The 22119-nt window shown below is 66.2% G+C and carries 22 protein-coding genes and 1 tRNA gene; 10 read left to right on the plus strand and 13 right to left on the minus strand.

Features of this window, described 5'->3' with window-relative positions; genetic code table 11:
• Positions 1-23: 23 nt before the first annotated feature.
• Entirely contained in the window at positions 24-515 is a 492-nt protein-coding gene (locus ACE3TQ_RS21820; RefSeq protein WP_374584955.1) for a hypothetical protein, read from the plus strand.
• On the opposite strand, the gene ACE3TQ_RS21825 is transcribed toward ACE3TQ_RS21820, so the two are convergent.
• Complete coding sequence (locus tag ACE3TQ_RS21825; RefSeq protein ID WP_374584957.1) at positions 509-1921, minus strand: C13 family peptidase; 1413 nt, start codon at positions 1919-1921, stop codon at positions 509-511. The two genes, ACE3TQ_RS21820 and ACE3TQ_RS21825, sit on opposite strands and share 7 nt — an antisense overlap.
• The gene (locus tag ACE3TQ_RS21830; protein WP_374584959.1) at positions 1908-2546 is read right to left on the minus strand and encodes a DUF4136 domain-containing protein; all 639 of its coding nucleotides are present in this window, start codon (positions 2544-2546) and stop codon (positions 1908-1910) included. The genes ACE3TQ_RS21825 and ACE3TQ_RS21830 overlap by 14 nt, the downstream gene beginning before the upstream one ends.
• Before the next feature lie 164 nt (positions 2547-2710).
• On the opposite strand from ACE3TQ_RS21830, the gene pepN reads away from it, so the two are divergent.
• The 3 genes from pepN to ACE3TQ_RS21845 all read left to right on the plus strand — a co-directional run bounded on the left by pepN (position 2711) and on the right by ACE3TQ_RS21845 (position 6517).
• On the plus strand, positions 2711-5353 hold the full coding sequence (pepN, locus tag ACE3TQ_RS21835; protein WP_374584961.1) for an aminopeptidase N: 2643 nt from the start codon (positions 2711-2713) through the stop codon (positions 5351-5353).
• Between the two features lie 24 nt (positions 5354-5377).
• On the plus strand, positions 5378-6379 hold the full coding sequence (locus tag ACE3TQ_RS21840; protein WP_374584963.1) for a class 1 fructose-bisphosphatase: 1002 nt from the start codon (positions 5378-5380) through the stop codon (positions 6377-6379).
• A 62-nt stretch (positions 6380-6441) separates the two neighbouring features.
• Positions 6442-6517 (plus strand) — tRNA-Thr (locus ACE3TQ_RS21845).
• A 62-nt stretch (positions 6518-6579) separates the two neighbouring features.
• Here ACE3TQ_RS21845 and ACE3TQ_RS21850 read toward each other — a convergent pair.
• From ACE3TQ_RS21850 to ACE3TQ_RS21860, 3 genes are all read right to left on the minus strand, one after another.
• Positions 6580-6792 (minus strand): hypothetical protein, encoded by a 213-nt coding sequence (locus ACE3TQ_RS21850; RefSeq protein ID WP_374584965.1) that lies wholly within the window; start codon positions 6790-6792, stop codon positions 6580-6582.
• A 57-nt stretch (positions 6793-6849) separates the two neighbouring features.
• A complete protein-coding gene (locus ACE3TQ_RS21855) occupies positions 6850-7074 on the minus strand; it encodes a hypothetical protein (RefSeq protein WP_374584967.1) in 225 nt (74 codons plus the stop codon).
• Positions 7075-7221: 147 nt separating this feature from the next.
• The gene (locus tag ACE3TQ_RS21860; RefSeq protein ID WP_374584969.1) at positions 7222-8160 is read right to left on the minus strand and encodes an alpha/beta fold hydrolase; all 939 of its coding nucleotides are present in this window, start codon (positions 8158-8160) and stop codon (positions 7222-7224) included.
• Positions 8161-8524: 364 nt separating this feature from the next.
• On the opposite strand from ACE3TQ_RS21860, the gene ACE3TQ_RS21865 reads away from it, so the two are divergent.
• Positions 8525-9490, plus strand: coding sequence for an alpha/beta fold hydrolase (locus ACE3TQ_RS21865; RefSeq protein ID WP_374584971.1), 966 nt, complete (start codon positions 8525-8527; stop codon positions 9488-9490).
• Here ACE3TQ_RS21865 and ACE3TQ_RS21870 read toward each other — a convergent pair.
• On the minus strand, positions 9441-10340 hold the full coding sequence (locus tag ACE3TQ_RS21870; RefSeq protein ID WP_374584973.1) for a LysR family transcriptional regulator: 900 nt from the start codon (positions 10338-10340) through the stop codon (positions 9441-9443). The genes ACE3TQ_RS21865 and ACE3TQ_RS21870 overlap by 50 nt on opposite strands.
• Before the next feature lie 100 nt (positions 10341-10440).
• On the opposite strand from ACE3TQ_RS21870, the gene ACE3TQ_RS21875 reads away from it, so the two are divergent.
• The 4 genes from ACE3TQ_RS21875 to ACE3TQ_RS21890 are packed head-to-tail and all read left to right on the plus strand — an operon-like array spanning position 10441 to position 14700.
• Positions 10441-12390, plus strand: a complete 1950-nt coding sequence (locus ACE3TQ_RS21875; protein ID WP_374584975.1) for a TonB-dependent receptor plug domain-containing protein — start codon at positions 10441-10443, stop codon at positions 12388-12390.
• A gap of 40 nt (positions 12391-12430) precedes the next feature.
• Entirely contained in the window at positions 12431-12679 is a 249-nt protein-coding gene (locus ACE3TQ_RS21880) for a hypothetical protein (RefSeq protein ID WP_374584977.1), read from the plus strand.
• Positions 12676-12975, plus strand: a complete 300-nt coding sequence (locus ACE3TQ_RS21885) for a hypothetical protein (protein ID WP_374584978.1) — start codon at positions 12676-12678, stop codon at positions 12973-12975. The genes ACE3TQ_RS21880 and ACE3TQ_RS21885 overlap by 4 nt, the downstream gene beginning before the upstream one ends.
• Before the next feature lie 3 nt (positions 12976-12978).
• Positions 12979-14700 (plus strand): PepSY-associated TM helix domain-containing protein, encoded by a 1722-nt coding sequence (locus ACE3TQ_RS21890; RefSeq protein WP_374584981.1) that lies wholly within the window; start codon positions 12979-12981, stop codon positions 14698-14700.
• A 6-nt stretch (positions 14701-14706) separates the two neighbouring features.
• Here the strand turns inward: ACE3TQ_RS21890 and ACE3TQ_RS21895 are convergent, their stop codons facing one another.
• The 3 genes from ACE3TQ_RS21895 to pcaD form a co-directional block, all read right to left on the minus strand.
• Entirely contained in the window at positions 14707-16497 is a 1791-nt protein-coding gene (locus ACE3TQ_RS21895) for a methyl-accepting chemotaxis protein (protein ID WP_374584983.1), read from the minus strand.
• 24 nt (positions 16498-16521) lie between these two features.
• Positions 16522-16989, minus strand: a complete 468-nt coding sequence (locus ACE3TQ_RS21900; RefSeq protein WP_374584985.1) for a chemotaxis protein CheW — start codon at positions 16987-16989, stop codon at positions 16522-16524.
• Positions 16990-17218: 229 nt separating this feature from the next.
• A complete protein-coding gene (pcaD, locus tag ACE3TQ_RS21905; protein WP_374584987.1) occupies positions 17219-17995 on the minus strand; it encodes a 3-oxoadipate enol-lactonase in 777 nt (258 codons plus the stop codon).
• 102 nt (positions 17996-18097) lie between these two features.
• Between pcaD and ACE3TQ_RS21910 the strand changes: the two genes are divergently transcribed.
• Positions 18098-19000 carry a LysR family transcriptional regulator gene (locus ACE3TQ_RS21910; RefSeq protein ID WP_374584989.1) on the plus strand — a complete coding sequence of 301 codons (903 nt, stop codon included), beginning with the start codon at positions 18098-18100 and terminating at the stop codon, positions 18998-19000.
• On the opposite strand, the gene ACE3TQ_RS21915 is transcribed toward ACE3TQ_RS21910, so the two are convergent.
• The 4 genes from ACE3TQ_RS21915 to ACE3TQ_RS21930 form a co-directional block, all read right to left on the minus strand.
• The gene (locus ACE3TQ_RS21915; RefSeq protein ID WP_374584991.1) at positions 18963-20087 is read right to left on the minus strand and encodes a branched-chain amino acid ABC transporter substrate-binding protein; all 1125 of its coding nucleotides are present in this window, start codon (positions 20085-20087) and stop codon (positions 18963-18965) included. The two genes, ACE3TQ_RS21910 and ACE3TQ_RS21915, sit on opposite strands and share 38 nt — an antisense overlap.
• Positions 20088-20119: 32 nt before the next feature.
• Entirely contained in the window at positions 20120-20899 is a 780-nt protein-coding gene (locus ACE3TQ_RS21920) for a substrate-binding periplasmic protein (protein WP_374584993.1), read from the minus strand.
• A gap of 76 nt (positions 20900-20975) precedes the next feature.
• A complete protein-coding gene (locus ACE3TQ_RS21925; RefSeq protein WP_374584995.1) occupies positions 20976-21776 on the minus strand; it encodes a substrate-binding periplasmic protein in 801 nt (266 codons plus the stop codon).
• 83 nt (positions 21777-21859) lie between these two features.
• Positions 21860-22075 (minus strand): hypothetical protein, encoded by a 216-nt coding sequence (locus ACE3TQ_RS21930; RefSeq protein ID WP_374584997.1) that lies wholly within the window; start codon positions 22073-22075, stop codon positions 21860-21862.
• Positions 22076-22119: the final 44 nt, after the last annotated feature.

Below are 22119 nucleotides of genomic sequence, written 5' to 3' on the forward strand. Positions count from 1 at the left end.
ACATCAAACACAGGGAGTGAGCCATGAGCAACGCCGCCGAAGAAATGACCCAGTGCATTAATGCGCTGACAGAACTCGTTTCCGCATTGCACCGCTTGATGGACAATTACCCGGAGTTGCGGGAGTACTTGCTGCCGGCCACATTGCGACTGAGCGAAACGATACCGTGCGTGTCTTTCTTCCTGAGCATGGATATGGGCGAAGTGGAGCGCAGATTAAGTGCGCTTGAAACTGACGTCGCCCAGCTGATGATCGACGTTGCCCAGCTGAAGATTGATGTTGCCCAGCTGAAGATTGATGTTGCCCAGCTGAAGATCGATGTTGCCCAGCTGAAGATCGACATTGCCCAGCTGAAGGCCGAGATGGTCGAAGTCAAGGTCGCGATTGCCCGGATAGAAGGCCGGCTCGACACCTTTGCCACGAAGGACGACCTGCACAAGCAGACTTGGCGCATTTACGGCGCCATGACGGTGCTGGTGGCCGGCGTGTATTTCATCGCCCGCTACGTTCACTGAAACGCGGCGAGCTTGCTGCGGATGGCGGGGCCGGTTGAGAGCTGGGGATTGGAATAGCCGTCATCCTTGCCCGCCTCGATCTCGCGCTGGCGGATCACCTCGCGCGCGGCGGCGTGGGCCTGTTCAAAGGAGCGCGTATGGCGGCGCAGCTGCTCGTCGAACATGGCGCGGCCGAAGAAAGTCAGCTCCGACTTGTAGCCGCAGCCGTAGGAAGTATGGTCGGCATCGGCCGCCGTCATCACCATGGTTGCCTCGCCCGCCAGCGGCGGAATCCAGCTGCCCGAATAGCAGGCCGACACCGCCACCACGCGGTGCCGGATGCCCGCCTCATCGAGCCAGGCGCGCAGCATGCCCGGCGTCAGCTCGGTCAGTTCCATCGGCCAGAAGTTGGCCGCCAACTGCCCCTCGCGCGCGCCGTGCGAGGTGAGGTAGATGAACAGCACATCCTCATCTTTGTCCATGGTGCGCGCCAGCGAACGGATGGCGCGCCGCAGGTTGGGCGCGGTGGCCCAGGGCAGGGTCTGCGCAGTGTCGATATGGTTCACCAGCTGCAGCGTGCGGCCCCCGGTGCCGAAGCGCTGCGCCATCACCTCCGCCACCATCTGGCTCTCGCGCCGGAACACCTCGTCGCCATAGGGCGCGAAGGTCAGCGCGTACATGTCGACGCGGCCCGGGCGCTGCGGCGCCAGGCCGGCCAGCTGGCGCGCCAGCAGCACCGGCTGCTCCTCCAGCAAGTCGTCGGTCAGTTTCAGGTAGCGCCCCGTCTGGCCGTCGCCTGCCGCCTGTTCGGCCTGTTCGGCTTTGTCCGGATACCAGAAGTCGGGCTGGCGCGCCGCCACGCCCAGCGCCACCACGCCGACCAGCATGCCGCCGGCCAGGGCCAGCGGCATGCGCCGGCCACGCCCGCTGCGCGCCAGCAGCACCAGCTGGGCCAGGATCGCCACGCCGTGCGGCACCGCCCACAGCACCCAGGCGCCCCAGGTGCCGAGGTAGCGCACGGCCCATTGTTCGGAGCCGCTGTACAGCAGGCCGAGGAAGCTCAGGCCGAGGAACAGGTCGAGCCAGAAAATCTGCGCCAGCAGCAAGGTGGCCAGCAGGCCGGCGTTGGGCGCGGCGCCGGGGCGCGGGCAAGGGCCGCTGCCGCGCAGCAGCAGGGCGTAGAACGGGAGCAGGGCGAATGGCAGCCAGCCGTAGGCCACGGCCTGCCAGTAGAACAGCGCCGGCCCGTCGACGTACCAGCGCTGGAATGCCACCGACTGCGCCAGCACCAGCAGCACCAGCGCCGCCACCACGGCGGCGCGCGGCCCGGCGCCCAGGCCGTCCCAGCGCGGCCAACGGAAAAGGGCGGCGGCCGCGCCTGCGCGCAACCACCGCCCCAGGGCCGGCAGGACGTTATTGGAGCTCAAGTTCTACGCGGCGGGCCTTGCCGCTTTCGCCCGGGAAGCCGGAAAAGGCGCTCTGCACCAGCAGTGGCATGACCTGCGGCGTCGATTGGCTGCGGCTGGTGTTTTGCACCGTCACGTCGAACAGCTTTTTGCCGCCCAGGGAATTGATCGTCACGCGCAGGTGGCGCTCGTAATTGTGCTGGATGGTTTCGCGGAACTCCATCGGGCCCCACAGCCACGGGTCATAGAAGGGGCTGCGGTAGAACCCGTAATAGCGGTAGCGGTATGGGTAGTAGCCCCAGCGCGGGTAGCCCCAGGGACCCGGGCGGTACAGCCATGGATCGGTGGCGCTCAGCACTTTCACCGGGCGGTCGATGGTGCTGAACTGCATGCCCACGCTCAGCTTGGCGTCCCGCGCGCTGGCGGCCTGGCTGAAGCCCAGCTTGGCCAGCTCGCCGCTCACCAGGTTCTGGTAGCTGCGGTATTCCAGCGTATCCTCGCCCGGCGGCGGGGTTTCAAAGACATATGATTTTTCCTGCAAGTCGCCCGGCCACTCGTGGAATACGGTAACGTCGCTGCGCAGGGTCGTGGCACAACCGCTCAGCAACAAGGTGGTGGCTGCCACCAGGATGGCTAGCGCTTTCATGGCAAAGCTCCTTTTTTACGCTCACAAGTCAGTTTAATCCGGCAACATGCCTTTCGCCTAATTATTACAGAATGTTACCCCCGGGAGGAGAGCGGAAAAGAATCGGGCGTCCACAGCGGGCGGTATTGGTAAAATAGCCTTCTTTGTCCTTGTTCGCCCAAACCATGCGTACCGACAGCCCGCAAACGATTTACCGCAAAGATTACACCCCGCCCAGCTACCTGGTGGACACTGTGGAACTGGGCTTCGACCTCGATCCTGCCTGCACCATCGTCGCCAACCGCGTGCAGCTGCGCCGCAACCCGGACAGCAAGAGCCGCGACCTGGTGCTGCACGGCGAGGAAATCGAGCTGGTGGCGCTGCGCATGAACGGCGTGGCGCTGCAGCCAAGCCAGTACATTGTGGCCAACAACACGCTGACCATCCGCAACGCCCCGGCCGAGGTGCTGCTGGAGATTGAAACCACCTGCGTGCCGGCCGAAAACACCACCCTGTCCGGCCTGTACACCTCGGGCAGCGGCTTCTACACCCAGTGCGAGGCGGAAGGCTTCCGCCGCATCACCTACTTCCCGGACCGTCCGGACGTGATGGCGCGCTACACCGTGATGCTGCGCGCCGACAAGGAGCAGTACCCGGTGCTGCTTTCCAACGGCAACCTGCTGGAACAGGGCGACCTGGGCGACGGCCGCCACTACGCCAAGTGGGAAGACCCGTTCAAGAAGCCGTCCTACCTGTTCGCCCTGGTGGCGGCGCGCCTGGTGTGCCAGGAGGAGACCTATAAGCTCAAGTCGGGCCGCGATGTGCTGCTGCAGGTGTGGGTTGAAGAGGGCAACCTGGACAAGACCGACTACGCCATGCAGTCGCTCAAGAACTCGATCCGCTGGGACGAGGAGCGCTGGGGCCTGGAGCTGGACCTGGACCGCTTCATGATCGTCGCCGTGAGCGACTTCAATATGGGCGCGATGGAGAACAAGGGCCTGAACATCTTCAACACCAAGTTCGTGCTGGCCAACCCGCGCACCGCGACCGATATCGACTACTCCGGCATCGAGGCGGTGGTGGGCCACGAATACTTCCACAACTGGACCGGCAACCGCGTGACGTGCCGCGACTGGTTCCAGCTGTCGCTGAAGGAAGGCCTGACCGTGTTCCGCGACCAGGAGTTCAGCGCCGACATGATCGGCACCGACAGCGGCCGCGCCGTGACCCGCATCGACCAGGTGCGCACCTTGCGCCAGGCCCAGTTCCCGGAAGACGCCGGCCCGATGGCGCACCCGGTGCGGCCCGACTCCTTCGTCGAGATCAACAACTTCTACACGGTGACCGTGTACGAGAAGGGCGCCGAAGTGGTGCGCATGTACCAGACCCTGCTCGGCCGCGAAGGCTTCCGCAAGGGCATGGACCTGTATTTCGCGCGGCACGACGGCCAGGCCGTGCAGTGCGACGACTTCCGCGCCGCCATGGCCGACGCCAACCAGCGCGACCTGAAACAGTTCGAGCGCTGGTACAGCCAGGCCGGCACGCCGGTGCTGGCCGCCAGCGGCCGCCATGACGCCGCCAAGCAGGTGTACGAGCTGACCCTGCGCCAGTCCTGCCCCGCCACCCCGGGCCAGGCGAAAAAGCTGCCATTCCATATCCCGGTCGCGGTGGGCCTGCTGGGGCGCGACGGCAAAGACCTGCCGCTGGTCGTCGGCGGCAAAGCGCTGGGCACCACCACGGTGCTGGAGCTGACCGCCGCCGAGCAGACCTTCCGCTTTGAAGGTGTGGCCGAAGCGCCGGTGCCGTCCATCCTGCGCGACTTCTCGGCGCCGGTGGTGCTGGAATACCCGTACAGCGACGACGAGCTGCTGCACCTGTTCCGCTACGACAGCGACCCGGTCAACCGCTGGGAAGCCGGCCAGCGCCTGGCGATGGAACGCCTGCTGGCGCTGGCGCAGGCGGTGCTGGATGGCCAGCCGCTCAAGCTGGACGACACCTACATCGCCGCCCTGCGCGCAGTGCTGACCGACAGCTCGCTGGACGCCGCCTTCCGCGAGCAGTGCCTGATCCTGCCGTCGGAAACCATCATCGCCGAGCAGATGGAAGTGGTGCACCCGCAAGCCATCCACAGCGCGCGCCAGTTCATGCGCCATGCGATCGGCGAGGCCCTGCGCGCCGAATTGCTGCAGCAGTACGGCGCCAACGCCACGCCCGGCCCGTACAGCCCGGACGCCGTCTCGGCCGGCAAGCGCGGCCTGAAAAACCTGGCGCTGGCCTACCTGCTGGTGCAGCCGCAGGCGGACGCCGTCAAGCTGGCCAGCGAGCAGTTCGCCGCCGCCAGCAATATGACCGACCGCGCCGCGGCGCTGTCGGCCCTGATCCACAGCGGCGCCGACGCCGGCAAGCAGCTCGACGCCTTCTACAAGGACTTCAAGGGCGAAGCGCTGGTGGTGGACAAATGGTTCGCCATGCAGGGCTCGGCGCCGCACACCAATGTGGCCAAGGTGCGCGAGCTGATGAAGCACCCGGCCTTCACCTTGAAGAACCCGAACCGCGCGCGCAGCCTGCTGTTCAGCTTCTGCAACAACAATCCTTCGCAATTCCACGCCGCCGACGGCAGCGCCTACGAATTCTGGGCCGAGCATGTGATCAAGCTCGACGCCCTGAACCCGCAGGTGGCTGCGCGCCTGGCGCGCAGCATGGACCGCTGGCGCCGTTACGCGCCGGCGCTGCAGGTGCATATGCGCCACGCGCTGGAAAAAGTCGCCGCCGCCACGCCGCTCTCCAACGACGTGATGGAAGTGGTGAGCAAGGCGCTCGCCAACTAAGAATTCAACACAACTAGGGAAATTATGAAACGTATCAGCCTGACCCAATACCTGGTCGAAGAACAACGCCAGCACCACTCGATCCCGGCCGAACTGCGCCTGCTGATCGAAGTGGTGGGCCGTGCCTGCAAAACCATTTCGCACAGCGTCGGCAAGGGCGCGCTGGGCGAGGTGCTGGGCGCGCTGGAGTCCGAGAACGTGCAGGGCGAAGTGCAGAAGAAGCTGGACGTGATCTCCAACGAAATCCTGCTGGAGGCGAATGAGTGGGGCGGCCACCTGGCGGCCATGGCGTCGGAAGAGATGGAAGACATCCACCCGATCCCGAACCGCTACCCGAAAGGCGAGTACCTGCTGGTGTTCGACCCGCTGGACGGCTCCTCCAACATCGACGTCAACGTTTCGATCGGCACCATCTTCTCCGTGCTGAAAGCGCCGGACGGCATGACCAACCCGACCGAGAAAGACTTCCTGCAGCCAGGCTCCAAGCAGGTCGCCGCCGGCTACGCCGTCTACGGCCCGCAAACCCTGCTGGTGCTCACCACCGGCAACGGCGTGAACTGCTTCACCCTGGACCGCGAGATGGGTTCGTGGGTGCTGACCCAGCGTAATATGCAGATCCCGGCCAAGACCAAGGAATTCGCGATCAACGCCTCCAACCAGCGCCACTGGCACGCGCCGGTGCAGCGCTATATCGGCGAACTGCTGGCCGGCACCACCGGCCCGCGCGGCACCGACTTCAATATGCGCTGGATCGCCTCCATGGTGGCCGACGTGCACCGCATCCTGAACCGCGGCGGCATCTTCATGTACCCGGCCGACCTGCGCGACCCGTCCAAGCCGGGCCGCCTGCGCCTGATGTACGAAGCGAACCCGATGGCCTTCATCGTCGAACAGGCGGGCGGCATGGCGACCGACGGCAAGCGCCGCATCCTCGACATCCAGCCGGAGAAGCTGCACCAGCGCGTGCCGGTCTTCCTCGGTTCGCGCGACGAAGTGGCGCTGGTGACCAGCTACCACCAGGAGTAAGTGCAATTATTGCAATGCGTGCTTGCGTGCCTGCCAGCCGCTAGTTATAATCCGGACTCTTTGCCGGTGTAGCTCAGTTGGTAGAGCAGCTCATTCGTAATGAGAAGGTCGGGAGTTCGATTCTCTTCTCCGGCACCAGGACGTACAAAAACCCTGCCAGGTCATTGATCTGGCAGGGTTTTTTCGTTTTCGCTGGCCGGCTAAGGAAGCAGTTTTAAAAGTACCGTTAGTCCCGCTTGGAACAGGCCGAGGGCTGTTCCAACGATCAGCACCCAACGCATGATTTCCTGTTTCACTTCGCTGATTTGTTGACGCAGTTCAGCAGCGACGCGATCGATTTTGGCCTCGAAGTGAATGAAATCGGCCCGCAATTGTGTTTCCTGCGCCATCACAATTACTACGGTGACCTCCATTGGCTTTGAGCTAAAAAAGCCATCAGCGCTGGAAAAATTGCGGCATTTCGTTTTCCCTTAGACGTCTGTAGCGAGCATGATTAATGCGCTGGCGATTAGCGCTACTAACGCGAGAAAAATCGCTACCTGCATGCCGATCAGCAGGTGTGTCTGCGCATCCATACGGGCATTGACCTTTTCGACTGCCGTATGAAGCTGCGTTTCGAAATTTGCGCGCTGTTCGTTGAAGCGAGCATCCATGTGCAGTCGCAGTGTTTTCAACTCGCAGGAAAGATCAGTCACGGCTTCTCCAGCTTGGTGATGCGCTCCTCGTGGTTGGCGAGCTCGGGTGGGGGCGTGGCGTCCATGGCAGCTCCTTGAAAGATCCTACCATCTTCGCCACGCGTTGCAGCGCGCATTTGATGCCGCGCAAAGGTGCGCGGCGGTGGGTTACTTGACGTTACGCGCCAGGAAGTTGCGCATCAGCTTGCCGATTTTCTCGCCTTCCTCTTCCAGTGCGAAGTGGCCGGTGTCGAGCAGGTGCAGCTCGGCTTTCGGCAGGTCGCGCAGGTAGGGCGTGGCGCCGGCGGCGGGAAAGATCTGGTCGTTTTTGCCCCAGGTGATCAGCATTGGCGGCTGGTGCTTGCGGAAGTAGGCTTGCCATTCCGGATAGCGCGCCGGATTGCTGCCGTAGCTGTAGAACAGTTCGAGCTGGATCTCCTTGTTGCCGGGGCGGTCCATATAGGCTTGGTCCACCGTCCAGGCGTCCGGGCTGATCTTGCTGGCGTCGCGCGCGCCGTGGGTGTACTGCCATTTGGTGGCGCCCAGTTCGAAGAACGGTTTCAGCCTGGCGGCGTTTTCTTCTGTGCGTGCGGCCCAATACACTTTGAACGGCGCCCAGAAGGCGTTGTCGAGGCCTTCGTTGTAGGCGTTGCCGTTCTGGACCACGATGGCGGAGACGCGTTCGGGATGGGCGGCGGCCAGGCGGAAGCCGATCGGGGCGCCGTAGTCCTGCACGTACAAGGCGTACTTGCTGGCGCCGACGGCGGTGGTGAATTTGTCGACCACGCTGGCCAGGTTGTCGAAGCTGTAGGTGAACTCGCCCACGGCCGGCGCGTCGCTCTGGCCGAAGCCGGGATAGTCGGGGGCGATCACGTGGTAGCGCTCGGCCAGCTGCGGGATCAGGTTGCGGAACATCTGCGACGATGTGGGGAAGCCGTGCAGCAGCAGCACGGTCGGTGCGTTTTTCGGACCGGCTTCGCGGTAGAAGATGTTGACGCCGTCGACCTTCACGCTGCGGTAGCTGACATCGGTCGGCGCGCCTGCGGCGGATGCGGTGGCGCCTGCCAGGGCGAGGGTCAGGGCGGCGACGATATGCGAGGTTTTCATGATGCTTCCTTCAAAGTGAGTTGGGATGGGTGGATTGTAGGAAGCGCATCCAGGGGCCGGAACTATGCGTGGAGAAACAAACTGTTTCGCTAGGCGGTGCCCTGTGCACACCTGTCGGCGTCCGCTACTGAAAGCTACTGAAAATTTTCCGGGTATAGCGCTACCAGCGCCAAAAGCGGGGATTTTCAGTAGTTTTCAGTAGTTTTCAGAAGAAGTTTCAGTAGCTTTCAGTAGCTGACGCCGACAGGTGTGCACAGGGCACCCATTACCCGCGCAGCGAAACGGTTTATTGCGCCGGGCGACGTTCCGCTGCGGATGGGGCGTCGCTAGAGTAGGGCCATCGAAACCAACCTGGAGAGCAGATATGAAAACCTTCGCCGCCGCCGCTGCCGCCGCCAGCCTCGCCCTCGCCAGCGCCGCTGCCAGTGCCGCCCCCGTCGCCTACCGCAGCATCGCCGTGGATGGCGTGAAGATCGCCTACCGCGAAGCGGGCGATGCCAGCAAGCCAACCGTCCTGCTGCTGCACGGCGTGCCCAGCTCCTCCCGCATGTACGACGGCCTGTTGCGTAAGCTGGGCGACAGATACCACCTGGTGGCGCCCGACTATCCCGGCTTCGGCAACAGCGACGCGCCGGCCCCGGCCAACTTCGCCTACACCTTCGACAACCTGGCCAGCACCATGCACAAGTTCACCGACGCCGTTGGCGTGCGCAGCTACGTGTTATTGATGCAGGATTACGGCGCGCCGGTCGGCATGCGTATGGCCCTCAAGCGTCCGCAGGCGGTGCAGGCGCTGGTGTTCCAGAACGGGAATGTGTACGAGGACGGCCTGGGCGCCATGTGGGCCAGGCGTAAGCCATTCTGGCAGGACCGCGCGGCGCACGAGAAGGACGTGATCGCGGTGCACCAGTCGGTGGCGGCGACGCGCGCGCGCCATATCGGCAGCGATCCGGACGTGGAGGCTTACGATCCGGACTTATGGATGGACGAATACGCCTACCTGAATCGTCCCGGCCAGGCGCGCACCCAGGCCGAGTTGATCTTCGACTACCAGCACAACCTGGCCGCTTATGCCGAATGGCAGGCCTGGCTGAAGCAGCGCCAGTTGCCGACGCTGGTGGTGTGGGGCAAGCACGATCTGGCCTTCACCGTGCCCGGCGCGCACGCCTTCAAGCGCGACAATCCGGCGGCGCAGGTGCACGTCCTCGACGGCGGGCACTTTGTGATGGATACGAAACTGGAGGAGGTCGCCGCCATCACCGGCGCCTTCCTCGGCACGCTCAGTTCAGGTGCGGGTGCGAGCGCAGGTGCTGCGCCAGCAGGTCGATGAACTTGCGCACTTTGGAGGAGCCGTATTTGCTCTCGCGGTGCAGGATGTGCACCGGCCACGGCTCCTCCTCGTATTCAGGCAGGATGATGCGCAGGCGGCCGTCGGCCAGTTCATCGGCCATCTGGTAGGACAGCAGGCGGCAGATGCCCAGCCCCTCGGCGGCGGCGCGGATGGCGGCGTCATTGGCGGTGATGGTCAGGCGCGGTTTCAGGCGCACGCTGACGCTGTCCTCGCCGCGCCCGAACTTCCACTCGACGCGCGGCGTCAGGTGGCTGGCGGCGATGATGCTGTGCCGTTCAAGGTCGGAAGGGTGCTGCGGCACGCCATGCCGCGCCAGGTATTCCGGCGATGCGCACAGCACGCGCCGCATCTGTCCCACGCGCAGCGCCTTCATGCTCGAATCGGCCAGGTGGCCCAGGCGCACGGCAACGTCCATGCCTTCCTCGATCAGGTTGACGGGGCGGTCGAGGAAGTAGGCCGAGATATCGACTTCCGGATACTCCTTCAGGTACTGCACGATGCAGGGCGTGACAAAGACTTTCCCGAACAGCACCGAGGCCGTGATGGTCAGCAGGCCCTTGGGCGTAGCAATGCCGCCGGCCACCGCGTCGTTGGCGTCCTCGATGCTGGCCAGGATGGCGCGGCAGTCGTCCAGGTAGCGCTGGCCGGCCTCGGTCAGGCGCACGCTGCGGGTGGTGCGCTGCAGCAGCTGGGCGCCCAGCTTGTCTTCCAGCGCCGCCACCGCGCGCGTGATGGCGGCGGGCGACAGGTTCAGGCTGCGCGAGGCGGCGGCGAAGCTTTCCTGTTCGCCCACGGCGACAAAGACGGTCATCAGGTGCATGTGGTCCATCTGAAAATCTTAACCTAAATTAACTTTTCCCAGTTGCTATCGTTGCATCTTTGAATGCGAATGATTATCATTTGTGTTCACTAATTTATTCAGTCATGTCATGTTCATTCAAAAAACAATTATTGCAGCCAGCCTGGCTGCCCTGGGGGTTCCTGCATTGGCCGACGATGCCGGCGGCATCGCCGATGGCAGCGTGGTGGTGGTCACCGCCTCCATGCGCGCCCACACCGTGGCCGGCGCGCCGGCCTTCACCACCGTCCTTACCGCCGAAGACATCGCCAGGTCGCCGGCCAATGGCCTGGCCGACCTGCTGCGCGACAGCGTGGGCGTGAACAACCAGGTGGACGACAATGGCCGCGACGAAATCCGCATCCGCGGCCTGGGCGGCAAATACACCCTGATGCTGGTGAACGGCAAGCGCGTGTCGTCCGGCGGCGCGCTGTGGCGCGGCGGCGATTTCGACTTCAGCTCGATCCCGCTGTCCAGCATCAAGCGCGTGGAAATCGTGCGCGGCCCGATGGCGGCGCTGTATGGCTCGGACGCCATGGGCGGCGTGATCAACATCATCACCTGGCCAGCCAGCAAGGAGTGGAAGGGCAGCGTGAGCGGCGAGTACCGCACCATCGACAGCGGCTATGACGGCGACCAGTACCGCATCGGCGCCAATGTGGCCGGCGCATTGAGCGAGACGGTCAGCCTGTCGCTCGGTGGCGAGCGCTATGACCGCGACGCCTGGTGGAGCGCGCCGGCCAGCGACAAGACGCGAACTCCGCGCCTGGAAGAGAAAAAGGCGACCAACCTGACCGGCACCCTGACCTGGCAGCTGGCGGAAAACCAGTCGCTCGACTTCGACCTGGGCTACAACCAGGATAAGCGTCCGCGCGTGATGTACTACTACGCCTTCAATCCGGCCCGCAAGGTCGAGACGAAGGATGTGCGCGACCAGGAGATCGAGCGCAAGACCTATGGCGTGACGCACCGCGCCAGCTGGGACTGGGGCACTACCACCGCCTACATCACGCGCGAAAACGCGCGCATCGACGACTTCAACACGCGCTACAACGCGCCGCAGCAGCGCACCCTGAAAGAAGAAAACACGTACGCCAAGTTCTATGGCAACACCACCCTCGGCAGCAATGCCGTGACGGCCGGTATCGACCTGCGCCGCCAGGTGATCCGCGACGGCGCCAGCTACCTCGATACGGGCAAGGTCAGCACCGACAGCAAGGCCTTCTTCGTGGAAGACGAGCTGGCCCTGGCCCAGGACCTGCGCCTGACGCTGGCCGGCCGTATCGACGACAACAGCGTGTTCGGCAACCACTTCTCGCCCAAGGGCTACCTGGTGTGGCAGGGCAGCGGTGCGCTGACCGTGAAGGGCGGCATCAGCAAGGCCTTCAAAGCGCCGGACTCCTACCAGCTGAGCAAGGAGTACCGCATTGTCAGCTGCGGCGGCAGCTGCTTCCTGTCCGGCGACCCGGACCTGTCGCCGGAAACCAGCACCAACTACGAAGCGGGCTTCGAGATCCACCGGAAAGGCTGGGACCTGACCGCCGTGCTGTTCAAGAACGATGTGGACGACATGATCGTGGCCACCTACGATCCGGCCAGGAACGCGCGCCGCTGGGTCAACGTGGCGCAGGCCAAGACCAAGGGCCTGGAGCTGGAAGCCAGCGTGCAGCTGCATCCCGCGCTTACCCTGTCGGGCAACTTCACCCACCTGAAGGCCGACTACATCAACGAGAAGGGCGTCACCACGGTGCTGGACAACCGTCCGGAAAACAGCGGGCGCATCGGCCTGGCCTACACCGTGCTGCCGGGCGTGCAGGCGTCGCTGGCGGCGCACTACACGGGCAAGCAGTACTACTCCAGCAAGGAGCTGCCGGGCTACACGCGCTACGACCTGGGCCTGTCGGCCAAGCTGGACAAGCACTGGACCCTGCGCAGCGGCGTGAAGAACCTCGGCAATGTCGATCTGTCCGAGAAGAGCAAGGACTTCGCCTTTGCTGAACTGGGCCGCAATTACTACCTGAGCGCCACCTACGGCTTCTGACGCTGGCGCTGCCCCCCGGCGCGCGCCGCGCATTCCCAATATGATCCTGTTCCTGCTACTTGATATCGCCGGCTGCTGCCTGCTCTACCTGAGCCACCGCCACCAGGGCTGGCTGGCGCAACCGGTCGGCCCGCTGGGGGCCGCCACCGGCGCCCTGGCGCTGCTGCTGGCGCTGGCCGCCGCCTGGGCCGTGCTGTCGCCGCTGGCGGCGGTGTTCGCCTGGACCGTGGCCAGCATGCTGGTCTTCAGCCTGCTGCCCTTCGCCTCACTGTTGAAAGGAAAAGCATGAGCGCCCCGCCGCATGGCAAACCGCCCGCCATCCGCCCCGACTGGTGGAGCAAGACCTTTGCCGGCGCCGTGCTGGGCGGCGCGCTGGCGCTGGCCCTGGCCGGACTGTTCGCCTGGCTTGGGCCGGGCGGCATCGATGCGCGCGAGAAGGCGCAATTCGTCATGTGGAGCATGGCGCCGTTGTGGATGATCGTGTTTTCCACGGTCTACCTGTTCCGCAGCGGCCTGCGCGCCATCCTGTGGCTGGGCGGCGCCAATGCTGCGGCCTACGCCCTGCTGTTCTACGTGCGGGGGTGAACGATGAAAATCCGTAGCGATATCCTGCGCGTCTACCAGGCGCTGCATACCTGGACCGGCATCTGCGCCGGTATCCTGCTGTTTATCGGCTTCTTCGGCGGCGCGCTGACCATGTTCAAGCAGCCGCTCGAGCGCTGGGCCAGCGCGCCGTCGGCCCCGCTCGCGGCGCTGGCGCCGCAGCAGATGGACCGCGTGGTGGCGCAGGTGCTGGCACAGCACCCGGCGGCGCGCCAGGAATTCACCCTGCATGTGCAGCGCAACGAAGCCAACCCGGCGCCCGTTACCTGGAGCGCCGGCGAAGGCGGGCGAGAGCTGCAGCTGGACGCCATGCGCTGGCAGGCCACGCTGGGCGCGGACGGCGCGCTGCAGGCGCAGGAGTTGCGGCCCTCGCTGTTTGGCGAAATGGTCGACATGCTGCACCGTACCGGCGGCATCCCGGGCCACCTGGGCGACGAATACCTTGGCGTCTACGTGATGGGCGTGGCGGGCGTGCTGTACTTCCTGGCGCTGGTGTCGGGCGTGGTCCTGTTGCTGCCGACGCTGGTGAAGGATTTCTTCGCCCTGCGCCAGGGCCGGAACCGCAAACGTTTCTGGCTCGACGCCCACAACGTGATCGGCATTGCCAGCCTGCCGTTCCACATCGTAATCAGCTTGACGGTGATCGTGTTCGCCTTCCACGACCAGTTCTACGACGGCTTGCAGCAAATGGTGTACGGCGAGCGCAAGATGTGGGTGCGCCCGGCCGGCGCACCGGGGCCGGGCGACGTCAGCCAGCTGATGCCGGCCAGCGCGCTGCTGCAGCGCGTGCAGCAGGAAGCGCCCGGCTTCGCGGTGACGGAACTGCTGTACATGGACGTGGAGGGCAAGCGCCCGCTGGTGCGCGCCGGGGTGGCGCATGACGCCTACGCGGTGCGCGGCGCGCAGTCAGGCTATGTGCTGCTTGATCCGTATAGCGGCCAGGTGCTGAACACCAGCATGCTGCCGACCAAAAGCGATACCTGGAGCAGCATCGTGGCGCCGTTCTTCTCGCTGCACTTCGGCAGCTATGGCGGCGACTGGATGCGCTGGGTCTACTTCGTGTTCGGCCTGGCGGGCGCCTTCCTGTTCTACAGCGGCAACCTGCTGTGGGTGGAGAAGCGCCGCAAGAACCAGTTGCGCGGGCAGGACGCCTTGCCGCCACAGCCGCGCCGCACGCTGCTGCTGGCGGCGGCCACGGTCGGCGTCTGCCTCGGCAGCGTGGCCGGGGTGGCGGGCGCGCTACTGGCGGCCAAGTGGCTGCATGCCGGCGCCGCCAACCTGAACGCCACGCTGATGGCGGCCTACTACAGCGTGTTCCTGGCTTGCGTGGCGTGGGCCTTCTGGCGCGGCGCGGCGCGCGCCGGGGCGGAGTTGCTGGCGCTGTGCGCGCTGCTGGGGCTGGCCATTCCGCTGACGTCGCTGCTGGCGCTGGGGTTCCCGGCGCTGGGCATGTGGGCCCATGGCAGCCTGGGTGCGGTGGCGGTCGACCTGGCCGCGCTGGTGCTGGCACTGCTGCTGGCCTGGGGCGCGCGCCTGGCGCATCGCCGTGCGCGCAGCGGGCCGGGTGACAGCGTCTGGTCCGCTGCTGCCGCTAGCGGCGCGGCGGCTCGCGCCGCCGTGGCGCCAGCGCCGCCAGTGGCCGCTGGCGCGCCAGGCGTGGCGCCTGCGCCCACCGGTGCGGCAGCGGCGGGCGACGGTCAGGCGTAGCGCAGCTCAAAATTCCACCCACTCGCCGGCGTTGTCGCGCACCACGTTGGCCTTGGCTTTGGCGCGCGGCGGGATGCTGTGCTGCGCCGGCGCCGGTTGCGGCAGGGCGGTGCGGGCGGCCGGCTTGGCGGCCGATGCCGGGCGCGCCGCAGCGGCCGCTGCGCGGGTGCGGGCGGGCGCCTGGGCCGGCGCTTGCGGCGCCGCTGCCATGGTGATGGCGGAGCTGGTCGCCGCCTTGTGCAGGGTGAACACCGCCACCAGTTCCGACAGCTGGCCGGCCTGGCTCTGCAGCGATTCGGCGGCCGCCGCCGCTTCCTCCACCAGGGCCGCGTTCTGCTGCGTCACATGGTCCATTTCCGTGATCGCCGTGTTGATCTGGTCGATGCCGGTCGACTGCTCGTTGCTGGCGGCCGAGATCTCGGCCATGATGTCGCTCACGCTGGCGATGCTGGCCACCACTTCATCCATGGTGCGGCCGGCCTGGTCCACCAGCTTGCTGCCGGTTTCGGCGCAGGTCACCGAATTCTCGATCAGGGCCTTGATTTCCTTGGCCGCGTCGGCCGAGCGGTGCGCCAGGGTGCGCACTTCGTTGGCCACCACGGCGAAGCCGCGCCCCTGGTCGCCGGCGCGCGCCGCTTCCACGGCGGCATTCAGGGCCAGGATATTGGTCTGGAAGGCGATGCCGTCGATCACGGAGATGATGTCGACCACGCGCCGCGACGCTTCATTGATGGCGCCCATGGTGTCGACCACCTGTGCCACCACGGCGCCGCCGCGCGTCGCCACTTCGGAGGCGGTAGTCGCCAGCTGGTTGGCCTGGCGCGCGTTGTCGGCATTCTGGCGCACGGTGGACGTCAGTTCTTCCATCGACGAGGCGGTTTCCTCCAGCGAGCCAGCCTGCTGCTCGGTGCGGCTCGACAGGTCCTGGTTGCCGACGGCGATCTGCTGGGTGGCGGTGGCGATGGTTTCGGTGCCGGCGCGCACCTGGCCCACGATGTTGGCCAGGCTGTCGCGCATGCGGCTCAGGGCGAACAGCATGCTCGAATTGTCGTTCGGCTTGGTGCGGATATCGACCGACAGGTCGCCCTCGGCGATGCGGCTGGCGATGGCTGCCGCCTCCGCCGGTTCGCCGCCCAGCTGGCGCTGCAGCGAACGGGTGATCCAGGCGCCCAGGCCCAGGCCCATCATCGCGCTGCCGATCACCAGCATGATCATGAAGCTGCGGCTCGACTCATACATCGCGGCGCCGGCCTTGGCCGCGTCCTCGGCATTCTTTTCCTTCATCTTGGCCAGTTCGGTCATGCGGTCGTCCACCACGTTGGCCTTCTTGGCCATGCTGTTCATGACGAAGTTGGCCAGTTCATTGTTTTCCTGCAGCGGCTGGCTCTTGACGCGTTGCACGAGCTGCTGCACGTCGGCGTCATAAGCAGCGAGATCGCGATGCAGCTGGGCCAGCGCGGCCCGCCCGGTCGGGGTATAGAATCGCTTGTCCGCTTCCGCCAGGTAGTTGCGCAGCTCGGCGCGGCGCTGTTCGACACGGCCCAGGTGGGTGGCGCGGTCGGCCTCGCTGGAGGACAGCAGCACGCTGCGCATGGCGCGGCCGATGTAGATCAGGCTGATGTTGGCTTCCTTGATATTGGACAGGCCGAGCAGTTCCTGCTCGTACATGCGCTCGTTCATGTCATGGATCTTGCCCATATTGACAATGCCGATGCCGGCCACGACGGCGCCGCTCAGGGCGATGGCGATAAAGCTCAGTAGCAGGCGGGTGCCGACTTTCATTTGATTCAGTTTCATGATGATTTCTCCACGGAATTGGGTTCAGGCCGCCAGCGGGAGCTGGGCGGAAGCAGTGACATCGGCAAGCAGCGTGGACAGGTCAGCCAGCTGCAGCAAGCGCTCGTCCACAGTAGCGATGCCGGTCAGGTAGTCGTGGCGGAAATTAGGGCCGCTTGGCGGCGGCGGTTTGATCTGTTCGGCGTTCAGGCTGACCACGTCGGACACGCTGTCCACCACGACGCCGACCTGCTGCCCCTGCACGGCCAGCACGATCACCACGGTGAAGTCGGTGTAGCTGGCGTCGCTCATGCCCAGCTTCAGGCGCAGGTCGACGATCGGGATGATCAGGCCGCGCAGGTTGACCACGCCTTTCAGGTAGGCCGGCGCATTGGCCAGGCGCGTCACGGCGCTGTAACCGCGCAATTCGCGCACCGCCAGGATATCGATGCCAAATTCCTCGGCGCCGAGGCGGAAAGCGAGTACTTCGGCGGGTTCGTTCTGCTGGGCCATGGTTGTCCTCGTCGGGTGGGCGAGCAATGGCAATCCGGCAATGGAAGCAGCTCGCGAACAGTCAATATGGGAATGCAAGTACCGGCGGAGGCGGGGCCGATAGGCGCTGCGCTGTAGGGCCCAACAGGAAGTTGGGCAGCGGCAACAGATTCAATTCTAGTCCGCAAAACCCTTAGGAAATCCTCCAATTGTCACAGTGGACGAAATCCCACAATGACAATTGGTCAAGTCAATGCAGGAAGTGCAGCACGGCGTCCAGGTAGGCCTGCGGCAGCTCGACATTGGGCAGGTGCACGCTGGGCAGGGTGAGCAGGCGCGCGCCGGGAATGGCGGCCGCCAGTTCGGCGCCGTGCCGGGCCGAGGTCACCGTATCGTCGGCGCCGGCAATCACCAGGGTGGGCGCCTCGATCAGGCGCGCGCTGCGGCGCAGGTCGGCGTCGCGCACGGCGGCCAGCGCGCCGGCCAGGCCCTGCCGCTCGGTCGCCAGCAGCATGGCGCGGAAATGTGCGATGACCGGGCCGCCGGCCTGCAGCATGGCGGGCGGGAACCAGCGCCCCAGGAAGCCTTCGGCAATCTGGCGCATGTCGGGCGCCGCGCGCACGGCGGCGATCTGCTGGTCGAAGCCGTCCGGCCCCAGGCTGGCGGCGGTATTGGACAGGACCAGGCGCGCGATGCGCTGCGGCGCGTGGATCGCCAGCCACTGGCCGATAAAGCCGCCCAGCGACAGGCCGAGGAAGTGGGCGCGCCCGATGCGCAGCGCATCCATCAGCTCCAGCACGTCGCGCCCCATGCGGTCGAGCGAGTAGTCGCCAGGCGGCACGCCGGAGGCGCCGTGGCCGCGCGTGTCGAAGCGCAGCACGCGGAAGTGCTGCGCCAGCGCTTGCGCGGTGCCATCCCACATGTGGTAGCTGGTGCCGATGGAATTGGACAGGATCAGGACGGGCAGGTGCTGCGCGCCGTCGCAACGGTAGGCGATGCGCACGTTGTCGCCGGTGGTGATATGCATGGTGTGCTTCCTTTCGGTGGGTGTCGATGGAAGCCATGGTAGGTGCGCGGCGGGCGGAAATATATTATAAAGTCCGGCATATCTTTGTAAGGAATGCTGACAATGACCGCTTTCACCCTGCACGACCTGCAATGCTTCGACGCCGTGGCCCGCAGCGGCGGCTTCCAGGCCGCCGCCGAGCTGCTGCACCGCTCGCATCCGGCCGTGCATGCGGCCGTCACGCGCCTGGAACGGCAGCTTGGCCTGCAGCTGCTGGACCGCAGCGGCTACCGCGTGGCGCTGACGGCCGCCGGCCAGTCCTTCCACCGCAAGGCGCAGACCACGCTGGCGCAGCTGGCGGGGCTGCAGGTGCATGCCCAGCAGCTGGCCATGGGCGAGGAGGATGAGCTGCGCGTGGTGATCGGCGATATCTGCCCGCAGCGCGAGGTGCTGGCCACGCTGGCCGGCTTCTTCCGCCGCCACCCGCGCACCCGCCTGCACGTGCAGGTGGAAGCGGTGAGCGGGCCGGTGGAGCGCCTGCTGGCGGGCGACGCGGATCTGATCGTGCACGCGGTGGACAAGGGCGACGCGCGCCTGGAGTGGATCGACCTGGCGAAAATTCCCTTCGTGCCGGTGGCGGCGCCCGGCTTCCTGCCGTTCGCGCCGACGCGCATGCTGCGTCCGGCCCAGCTGCGCGAGCACACCCAGTGCATCATCCGCGACACGGCGGCGCGCCCGGGGCGCAGCTATTTCATGGTGGAGGGGGCGCCGCAATGCTCGGTGCCGGACCAGCTGATGAAGAAGGAGGTGATCCTGCAGGGGCTGGCCTGGGGCCATCTGCCGCGCTTCCTGGTGCAGCGCGAACTGGAGGAGGGCAGCCTGCTGTCGCTGGCCGGGCGCCATATGCCCGGCAGCGTGCAGGAACTGGTGGCGGCGCGCCGCAGCGACCGGCCGCACGGGCCGGTCGCGCAGGAACTATGGCAGTTCCTTAGTAGCTCGCAATCGCGGCCGGCTGGCCGGCCTTGAAGTTGAAGATGGTGACCGGCGAAGACTTCATGTCGCCCTTGGCGTCGAAGGCGTAGGTGCCCGACACGCCCTTGTAGCTGCTGGCGGCGATGTCGGCGCCGACCTTGGCCGGGTCGATCGTGTTCAGCTTCTGCATCGATGCGGCGTACATCAGCACCGCGTCGTAGTAGGCCGAGGCGTACACGTCCGGCTCGGCCTTGAAGCGCTGCTTGAACTTGGCCTTGAAGGCCGGGCCGGCAGCGGCTTTCTCCAGCAGCGCGCCGCCCTGGGCGCACAGCACGTTGTCGCCCACCGCGTCGCCGCCCAGCTTGCCCATTTCGGCGGTGCAGATGGTGTCGCCGCCCAGCAGCTTGGCCTGGATGCCGAGCTGCTTCATCTGGCGCGCCATCGGTGCGCCCTGCGGCGCGTAGCCGCCGAAGAATACCGCCTGCACATTCTTCGATTTCAGCTTGGTCAGGATGGCGGTGAAGTCGACCGCCTTGTCGGTGGTGTATTCGTGGCCGGCCACCTGCAGGCCGGAGCTGCGCGCCTGCTTCTTGAATTCTTCCGCCAGGCCCTGGCCGAACGCGGTGCGGTCGTCGATCACGGCCACGTTCTTCACCTTCAGCTCATTGGCGGCATAGAGCGCCATCTTGGAGCCGAGCTGGGTGTCGCTGGCGTTGATGCGGAAGATTCCCTTGTAACCTTGTTGCGTTAACTTCGGGTTGGTGGCCACCGGCGCGATCAGGGCGCCGGCTTCGTTGTAGATGCGCGAGGCCGGGATGGCGACGCCGGAGTTGTACGGGCCGACCACGTATTTGACGCCGGCATCGACCAGCTTCTGCGCGGCGGAGACGCCGGCTTTCGGGTCGCCCTGGTCGTCTTCCGACATCAGTTCGAACTTGACCTTCTTGCCGCCGACCGTGATCGGCTTGGCGTTCAGCTCTTCCACCGCCAGGCGGGCGCCATTCTCATTGTCCTTGCCGGAGAACGCTTGCGCGCCGGACAGCGGGCCGCTGTGGCCGATCTTTACTACCAGGTCCTGCGCGCAGGCGCTTGCTGCCATGGCCATCAGCGCCATTGCGCCTGCCGAGTGCTTCAGCTTCATTCGGGGTCTCCCTTTGTTTGTAGATGGCGTGATTATCCACAACTTTGGGAATGGGGCAAGCCGGGCGTCCGGCGCGCGGCGGCGCAGCGGGCGAGAATCGCGTTAATGCGCTCGATCAGGCCCTGGTCCCGCTCGTGTGCAATGGCGAAGTACTGGTGGTTCTCCACCTGCACCGGTTTCGGCAGCACGGCCAGGCGCAGCGACGCCGGCAGGCCCAGTTCGCGCGCCAGCGGCGCGGCGATGGCCAGCAGTTCGGCCTGCAGCTCGGCCGCGCTGCGCCCGCTGGGCTGGAAGAACAGCACCGCGTCCACCCGCTGCAGCAGCAGGCGGCGCACGCGCAGGGCGCGCGAGGACGGGTCGTCCGCCACCTGGAACAGTTTGCCGCGCGCCTGCTCGAAGTCCTCGCCATAGCCGTAGCCGCGCACGGCGCCGACGGTCTTGCCGCGCAGGTCGGCCAGGCTGTCGAAGTTGAAGGTGCGGTCGCTGCGCGTCGCCAGCCATAAGGTATTGCTGAGCGCCGGCGCGCTGTAGCGCAGTGCGGCCTGGCGCGCCTCGTTCAGCGGCAGGCCGAACACCAGCCCTTCGCCGCTGCGCGCGCTGCGCTCCACGCGCGGCCATGGATAGCGCCGGATCTCGAAGCGTACGCCCAGGCCCTGTTCCAGCAGCGCGAACAGCTTGAGCTGGCGCGCCGGCAAGGGGCGCGCCTTGCCGTTTTCGTCGAGCGCCTGGCCCATGATCAGGGGCAGCACGGGCGGCAGCGCTGCGGGCGTGGCTGCGCCGCCCGGCAGGCCGGCCAGGGCCGCGGCTAGCACGGGGCAGTATCTCAGCAGGAGGCGCCGGGTGGGTGAGGGCATGATATTCACTTTAGCCCATCCCGGCGCTAATGCATCAGGCGGCGCGGCGCGGTTTGGCGAGGGCGGCTGGTCGTTGCTGGCGCGCAAGAGCGGCATTGATGCGGTCGATCAGGCCGTCATCCTTGCCTTTTGCGATGGCAAAGTATTGTTCGTTCTCCACTTGCACCGGGTGCGGCAGCACGCTCAGCGTCACCCCATAGGGCAGGCCAATGTCGCGCGCCAGCGGGGCGGCGAAGGCGCGCAGCTCGGCTTCCACTTCGGCCGCATTCTGCCAGCTGGGCTGGTAAAGCAGCACAGCGTCGACGCGTTTTAGCAACAGCCGCTGCAGGCGCGTGGCGCGCGAGGGGATCTCTTCCTCGACCCGGAACAGTTTATTGCGGGCCTGCTCGAAGGGTTCGCCATAGCTGTAGCCGCGCACGGCGCCGATGGTCTTGCCCTTCAGGTCGGCCAGCGATGCAAACGGGAAGGTGGCGTCGCTGCGCGTGACCAGCCACAGCGTGTTGCGCATGGCCGGTTCGCTGAAGCGCAGTTCGCGTTCAAGCTCCGGCGTCTTGGGCAGGCCGAACACCAGGCCGGCCCCGTGGCGCGCATTGCGCTCGGCGCGCGCCCACGGGTATCTGCGCACCTCGAACTCGACGCCGAGTTCCTGCTGCAGGTAGTCGAACAGTTTCTGTTGCCACGCGCGCAACGGTTTGACCTTGCCGCTTTCGTCCAGCGCTTCGCCGACGATGAGGGTGACCGGTTGCTGGGCCTTGGCACGCGGCGGACAGCCAAGCGCGCCGGCCAGCAGCAGGGCAGTGGTGCGCAGCAGGCGGCGGCGGGGCAGCGAAGTCATGCCGCCGATTATGCAGAGGTCTGGCGCGCGCGGCCAGTGCCAGGCCTGCCGGGTAGTGCGTGTGAGCAACATAATGTTTGCGATCAGGCATTGTTGTCGATTTGGCTGCCGGGCGGCGGCGGGTTGCCGTCGGCTGCGCCGGCGTCGGTCTTGGGCGATGCCGGGCCCGTGCCTGCCGTCCGGCCAGCCTGCGCGCGGCCGCCGGGTGCGCCGGCACCGGGCTGGGTGCCGCTGCCGGTGTTGCGGCCGGGGGCGGCGTCGGGCGGGCGCGGCACGGGGCGCGACTGGGCGGGGGCCACCGGCGGCGTGGCCGGCACCGCAACGGGCGGCGCGACGCGCTCGG

Origin of the sequence: Pseudoduganella sp. (assembly GCF_041914865.1) — a bacterium.
Classification (GTDB): Bacteria; Pseudomonadota; Gammaproteobacteria; order Burkholderiales; family Burkholderiaceae_D; genus Rugamonas.

What these genes read in the sequence shown, in the direction of transcription:
- ACE3TQ_RS21820 (WP_374584955.1), top strand. Translation starts at nt 24, where the DNA reads ATGAGCAACGCCGCCGAAGAAATGACCCAGTGCATTAATGCGCTGACA.
- ACE3TQ_RS21830 (WP_374584959.1), bottom strand. Translation starts at nt 2,546, where the DNA reads ATGAAAGCGCTAGCCATCCTGGTGGCAGCCACCACCTTGTTGCTGAGC.
- pepN (WP_374584961.1), top strand. Translation starts at nt 2,711, where the DNA reads ATGCGTACCGACAGCCCGCAAACGATTTACCGCAAAGATTACACCCCG.
- ACE3TQ_RS21840 (WP_374584963.1), top strand. Translation starts at nt 5,378, where the DNA reads ATGAAACGTATCAGCCTGACCCAATACCTGGTCGAAGAACAACGCCAG.
- ACE3TQ_RS21850 (WP_374584965.1), bottom strand. Translation starts at nt 6,792, where the DNA reads ATGGAGGTCACCGTAGTAATTGTGATGGCGCAGGAAACACAATTGCGG.
- ACE3TQ_RS21860 (WP_374584969.1), bottom strand. Translation starts at nt 8,160, where the DNA reads ATGAAAACCTCGCATATCGTCGCCGCCCTGACCCTCGCCCTGGCAGGC.
- ACE3TQ_RS21865 (WP_374584971.1), top strand. Translation starts at nt 8,525, where the DNA reads ATGAAAACCTTCGCCGCCGCCGCTGCCGCCGCCAGCCTCGCCCTCGCC.
- ACE3TQ_RS21870 (WP_374584973.1), bottom strand. Translation starts at nt 10,340, where the DNA reads ATGGACCACATGCACCTGATGACCGTCTTTGTCGCCGTGGGCGAACAG.
- ACE3TQ_RS21875 (WP_374584975.1), top strand. Translation starts at nt 10,441, where the DNA reads ATGTTCATTCAAAAAACAATTATTGCAGCCAGCCTGGCTGCCCTGGGG.
- ACE3TQ_RS21880 (WP_374584977.1), top strand. Translation starts at nt 12,431, where the DNA reads ATGATCCTGTTCCTGCTACTTGATATCGCCGGCTGCTGCCTGCTCTAC.
- ACE3TQ_RS21885 (WP_374584978.1), top strand. Translation starts at nt 12,676, where the DNA reads ATGAGCGCCCCGCCGCATGGCAAACCGCCCGCCATCCGCCCCGACTGG.
- ACE3TQ_RS21890 (WP_374584981.1), top strand. Translation starts at nt 12,979, where the DNA reads ATGAAAATCCGTAGCGATATCCTGCGCGTCTACCAGGCGCTGCATACC.
- ACE3TQ_RS21895 (WP_374584983.1), bottom strand. Translation starts at nt 16,497, where the DNA reads ATGAAACTGAATCAAATGAAAGTCGGCACCCGCCTGCTACTGAGCTTT.
- ACE3TQ_RS21900 (WP_374584985.1), bottom strand. Translation starts at nt 16,989, where the DNA reads ATGGCCCAGCAGAACGAACCCGCCGAAGTACTCGCTTTCCGCCTCGGC.
- pcaD (WP_374584987.1), bottom strand. Translation starts at nt 17,995, where the DNA reads ATGCATATCACCACCGGCGACAACGTGCGCATCGCCTACCGTTGCGAC.
- ACE3TQ_RS21910 (WP_374584989.1), top strand. Translation starts at nt 18,098, where the DNA reads ATGACCGCTTTCACCCTGCACGACCTGCAATGCTTCGACGCCGTGGCC.
- ACE3TQ_RS21915 (WP_374584991.1), bottom strand. Translation starts at nt 20,087, where the DNA reads ATGAAGCTGAAGCACTCGGCAGGCGCAATGGCGCTGATGGCCATGGCA.
- ACE3TQ_RS21925 (WP_374584995.1), bottom strand. Translation starts at nt 21,776, where the DNA reads ATGACTTCGCTGCCCCGCCGCCGCCTGCTGCGCACCACTGCCCTGCTG.